5 protein-coding genes and 1 pseudogene are annotated in these 4,548 nt (G+C 65.1%); 3 read left to right on the plus strand and 3 right to left on the minus strand.

Translation table 11 applies throughout. The annotated features are described in order from the left end of the window. The 3 genes from DMB66_RS58610 to DMB66_RS65065 all read left to right on the plus strand — a co-directional run. Positions 1-471 (plus strand): IS6 family transposase (locus tag DMB66_RS58610; protein WP_125812571.1); only part of this gene is annotated, 471 nt, incomplete at its 5' end. Between the two features lie 107 nt (positions 472-578). Next, on the plus strand, positions 579-1,394 hold the full coding sequence (locus DMB66_RS58615; RefSeq protein ID WP_233625594.1) for a transposase: 816 nt from the start codon (positions 579-581) through the stop codon (positions 1,392-1,394). Then, positions 1,360-1,668: a hypothetical protein gene (locus DMB66_RS65065; RefSeq protein ID WP_233625595.1), complete on the plus strand. Its 309-nt coding sequence runs from the start codon at positions 1,360-1,362 to the stop codon at positions 1,666-1,668. Before DMB66_RS58615 ends, DMB66_RS65065 begins: the two co-directional genes overlap by 35 nt. Before the next feature lie 733 nt (positions 1,669-2,401). On the opposite strand, the gene DMB66_RS65070 is transcribed toward DMB66_RS65065, so the two are convergent. From DMB66_RS65070 to DMB66_RS58625, 3 genes and pseudogenes are all read right to left on the minus strand, one after another. Then, positions 2,402-2,560: a hypothetical protein gene (locus DMB66_RS65070; protein ID WP_233625596.1), complete on the minus strand. Its 159-nt coding sequence runs from the start codon at positions 2,558-2,560 to the stop codon at positions 2,402-2,404. A gap of 367 nt (positions 2,561-2,927) precedes the next feature. Continuing rightward, a pseudogene (locus DMB66_RS66425) lies at positions 2,928-3,251 on the minus strand (N-terminal phage integrase SAM-like domain-containing protein); the annotation flags it as partial. Between the two features lie 477 nt (positions 3,252-3,728). Further along, positions 3,729-4,548, minus strand: an 820-nt coding sequence (locus tag DMB66_RS58625; RefSeq protein WP_233625597.1) for a hypothetical protein, incomplete at its 5' end; no start/stop codon positions are given.

Raw genomic sequence — 4,548 nt, forward strand, 5'->3', positions numbered from 1 at the left:
GACCGGTGGTTCGTGGACGAGACGTACGTCAAGGTCAACGGGGTGTGGCGTTACGTCTACCGGGCCGTTGACCAGTATGGGCAGGTCATCGACGTGCTGGTCTCGATGCGCCGCGACGCCCAGGCCGCGCGCCGATTCTTCCGCCGGGCGCTGGCCACGCTGAAGGTGATGCCGAGCGAGGTCGTCACCGACGCGGCGCCGGTTTACCCAGCCGTGCTCGACGAATTGATCCCGTCTGCATGGCACCACGTCGAGCGCTATGCCAACAACCGGATCGAAGCCGATCACGGCCAGCTCAAGCACCGACTGCGACCGATGCGCGGCCTACGAACTGACCGCACCGCCGGCGTCGTCATCGCCGGACACGCCTTCATGCAGAATCTTCGGCGCGGTCACTACGAGATCGGCCTGGAGGTCCCGCCCGCCCTGCGGGTCGCAGCGGCGTTTGCCGAACTCGCCCGAGCGATCTGATCGGACCACCCCGACGACGGGTTCAGCCTGCCGCCAGGCGCGACGACGCAACAGAGCCCCCGCACAAACGCTCCGCTACCATCGAGGTCATCGACCAGCGCGAACGCGTGCTAGGTAAGGGCCGGTTCGGCACCGACAGCGACGGCTATCAGGCCATGCTGGTCGCCGGCCGTGAGCACACCGAACGGATCTGGGCGGTCGAGGGCTGCAACGGCATCGGCCGGCACGTCGCCCAGCGCCTGGTCGCCGACGGCGAGACCGTCCTCGACGTGCCCGCGAAACTGTCCGCCCGGGCCCGGGTCTTCTCCACCGGCCAAGGACGCAAGACCGACCCGGTCGACGCCCACAGCGTCGCCGTCGTCGCCCTGCGAACCCCCGGCCTGCGGCAGGTCACCGTCGACGACACCACCGTGGCATTGCGACTGCTGGTAGACCGCCGCGACCAACTCGGCCGGGCCCGCACCGAGATCGTCTCCCGGCTGCACCACCTGCTGCTCGAACTGCTCCCCGGTGGGGCGAAGAAGTTCCTGTCCGCCCAGCAGGCCCGCGCGCTGCTCAACACCGTGCGGCCACGCGACGTGGTCGGCAAGACCCGCCGCTGGCCGGCCTCCGAACTGATCCACGAACTCGTCACCATCGACAAGAAGATCAAAGTCGCGAACGCCGAGCTGACCGAACTGGTCGCCTCGACCGGCAGCCGGCTGCAAGAGCTGCACGGCATCGGCCCGTCCGGCGCCGCCCGCCTCATCGGCGACATCGCCGACATCGGCCGTTTCACCAGCCGCGGCCACTTCGCCTCCTGGAACGGCACCGCACCCATCGACGCGTCCTCCGGCGACCAGAACCGGCACCGCCTGTCCCGGGCCGGGAACCGGCGTATCAACGCCGGTGCTGCACATCATGGCCGTCGTCCAGCTCCGTAACGACACCGAAGGACGCCGCTACTACCGGCGCAAACTCGCCGAAGGCAAAACCACCATGGAAGCCATGCGCGCCCTGAAACGACGGCTCTCCGACGTCGTCTACCGGCAGATGGCCGCTGACGCCAAGCGGCTCGGGACGGGCCCGGGAGGACAAGCGGGGGCGACTCTGCAATCCAGCGCGGCCGACCCAAACCCCAAGATCGACACTTCGGAGAAGTCACTTCCCGGACCCACCGAAGACCACCTTAGAGCACCATTTCTCGCCACCTCTTGACACAGAGGGGTGCCATGACAGTGAGAGTGGTGTTTCGGCGTAGTCGAATCGTCCGCTTGTAGGAAATCGGGGTCTTGGCTCATGGGGAGCGCGTTGGGAGCACGGGCGCTGACTGGATCACGTTGTTGAGATCGGCTCAGGTGCCGGCGGTGTAGGGAGCAACCTGCTCCTCGCCGTCCACGATGTTTGCCCTGTTCGGAGGTCATCCTCAGCGATGGTGGGGAGCACTGCCACGATGAAATCGTGCTGTTCAGCGTGGGTGGTGCGGCGCTGCTCCCAAAACCGACGATCGGACCGGGAGCAGTCGGGGTTGAAATCAGCAGCGCCGAACAGCACCGAACGGCGTTCAGCAGCGTCGGGCGACGGCGACTGAGCTGCACTGATCTGTATTCTTGCTGGTCAGCGGCCTGATCGGACTACGTTCACACCGGAGAGGTCACTGGTTCGATCCCAGTATCGCCCACCATCGTTTGCGCAGCTCAACGGCTCGTTACCGAACCTCGGTAACGAGCCTTCCGCGTCTTGCTCCTTACGTGGGGAGCAAGACGGGAGCACAAGATCATCTTTGCCCGTCCGGCTTGGTAACGCTCGTCGGTATGACCGCCGGTACGGCGGTCTGCTCTTGCCGGCGACCGACGGCTGATCGGGTTGCGGTGCCCCATGCTCCTGTCTGCCTGGCGGCGGTGAGGTCTCCCGGATGTCAGGAGGGGTCTTCGGGCCAGCCGGTCGGGGGTTACCAGTGGCCGCCGTGGTCGAGCCATCGGTGGTGGAGGTTGTCGAGTAGCCGGCTGGTCATGGTGGGGGTGGCGTGGGTGTAGACGCCGCGGATGCCGGGGATGGCGTGGCCGAGCCGGTGGGCTTGCAACGCTTCGGGGGTGTGGTCTTCGTCCATCCAGGTGCGGTGGCGGTGGCGTAGGTCGTGAAAGTGCATGCCGGCGCCGATGGGCGGCCAGTTGCGATCGGGATGGCCGTCGCAGGCGGGCGCCAGTGGCGGTTGTTGTAGTCGGTGCGCCAGAGCCACCGGCCGGACGGGGTGCGGCCGAGGTTTTCGGTGGGCCGAGAACTTGGTGGCCGGCGACTTCGTGGAGTGCTCCGGTGGTTGTTGAGATGTGCGGGGTGGCGTTGTTGAGGTGGGGGTTGCTCCGAGCGAGGGCGGCGAGTTCGCTGATCCGCATGCCGGTGTAGGTGGCGGCGATCACCAGCATGCGGGTGATGGTGTCGGGCATCCGCGCGCACAGGTGGGTGGACAGGTCCCGGGCGAAGGCTTTGACGTCCTGGCGGGTGATGGTGTCGATACGTTGGTTGCCGAAGGCGGGCAGGATGTGCGTGCGGAGCATGCTTCGGTAGCGGGCCATGGTGGAGTCGGCGGCGAGGTGGGCGGGTAGCCAGGTGGTGACCCAGTCGTCGAGCCGGGGAGCCGGCAGCAGCGGAAAGTGGTGCCGGACGGTTCGGGTGGCGGTGTTCAGCCGGGCGGCGTGCTCGGCGGCGTCGTCTCGGCTGGTGTAGGTGCTGTCGGTGACGATGTGACCGGACCGCCGGTAGCGGACCCGGTAGTGGCCGCCGTGCTCTTCCACCCAGGCCATGACTGCCTCCCCGACAGCGAAACTGTGACCCTTGCCGGGGTTGGTCGTAGGCGATTGTGCGCGGCGTTGCGGCCAGGCGTGCGACCTTCCGCTTCCAGCGAACCGCGAGCGACGCCGACCTGTACCGCCAAGCCAGTGGTGGCGTACTCGCAAGCGTTCCGGGCAGTGCAGTCCGGGGTGTGGGCGCCCGCAGCGGCGCCATGTGGCGCGGGCGGCCCCCGACCTCGATGCGCCGCCGCACCCCTCACAGAGGCCCGTTATCGCCAGCGGGCCGGCCAAACGCGGGAGGGGCCGAAGAACCCGGTGGACACGGCCTCTCCCCAAGAACGCACCTCCAGTTCGGCGCGTCGTGGATCCGACTTGTGGCCGCACGCGCGTCGTAGCCAAGACAGAAACCGTCAAAAATCATGATCAGGCGCACTGCTTTGCCGAGAACAGTGCATCCAATCGCAGTCAAGCTACCCCCGCGGAGCCTCTTTAGAAACTTCTAACTGCATATCGAATCTGCTGGGAAGTGTCAACGAACTCCCTTAGCGCCGTCACCACTCCGTCGCATTCGCAGAGTGCTGCATATATCATAACGAAGATGTCGACTTCAATTGATGTCTCTTCCCTGGGGGAGAAGTTTCGTAATCCGGCCATTGCATCGAGGGCAGACATTCTATTGAAAACGTCAGCTTGTCTGCTTGGGACGTCAGCCAAAGCGGCGCCAAAGTTTTCGAGTACAGCTGGAAACCAGGAATTCAACTCACTTGCAACCAGTGCATTGAGGAGTCGAGAGAAATTCTCTTCGAGGACGGGATCGATCCACGAGAAACCGGCTTCGAGCACTCTCGCTCGTACTGTGCCGGTGAAGAATTCCCACTGCGCTCGAACATGGCCGAGGTTCGCTCTGAATTTTGATCGATCTTCTAGGATTGAGTTCCACTCGCCAGCCGCCTCTTGGATGGCATTGAGCATGCTTTCAATCTCTTCCCTGGTGAACGCATAGCGCTCGTTTTGAGTGCTGAGGCCAGTTAGACTGTCTGGGGCGCCGAACAACGAGAATGCATGTTTGGTCAGCGCCTTCATCTGCATCACGGCAGATGAGAGGCGATCGATGGCTTGGTACGCACTCGGCGGAGACCCGGTGTTGTTGGCTCCGGTTGCGGCAACCGCGACAGCCCATAATTCTTGCCCGGTACGCACCGCGAGCCGTTGAGCGCCGGCTCGTTCCACGCGGTTCGCTTGATCCATGGCCAACCGTTGGAGCACAACGAGGGCGAACGGGATGCCAAAGAAGGCTCCGGCCAGGGTC

This window comes from Actinoplanes sp. ATCC 53533 (assembly GCF_003947245.1).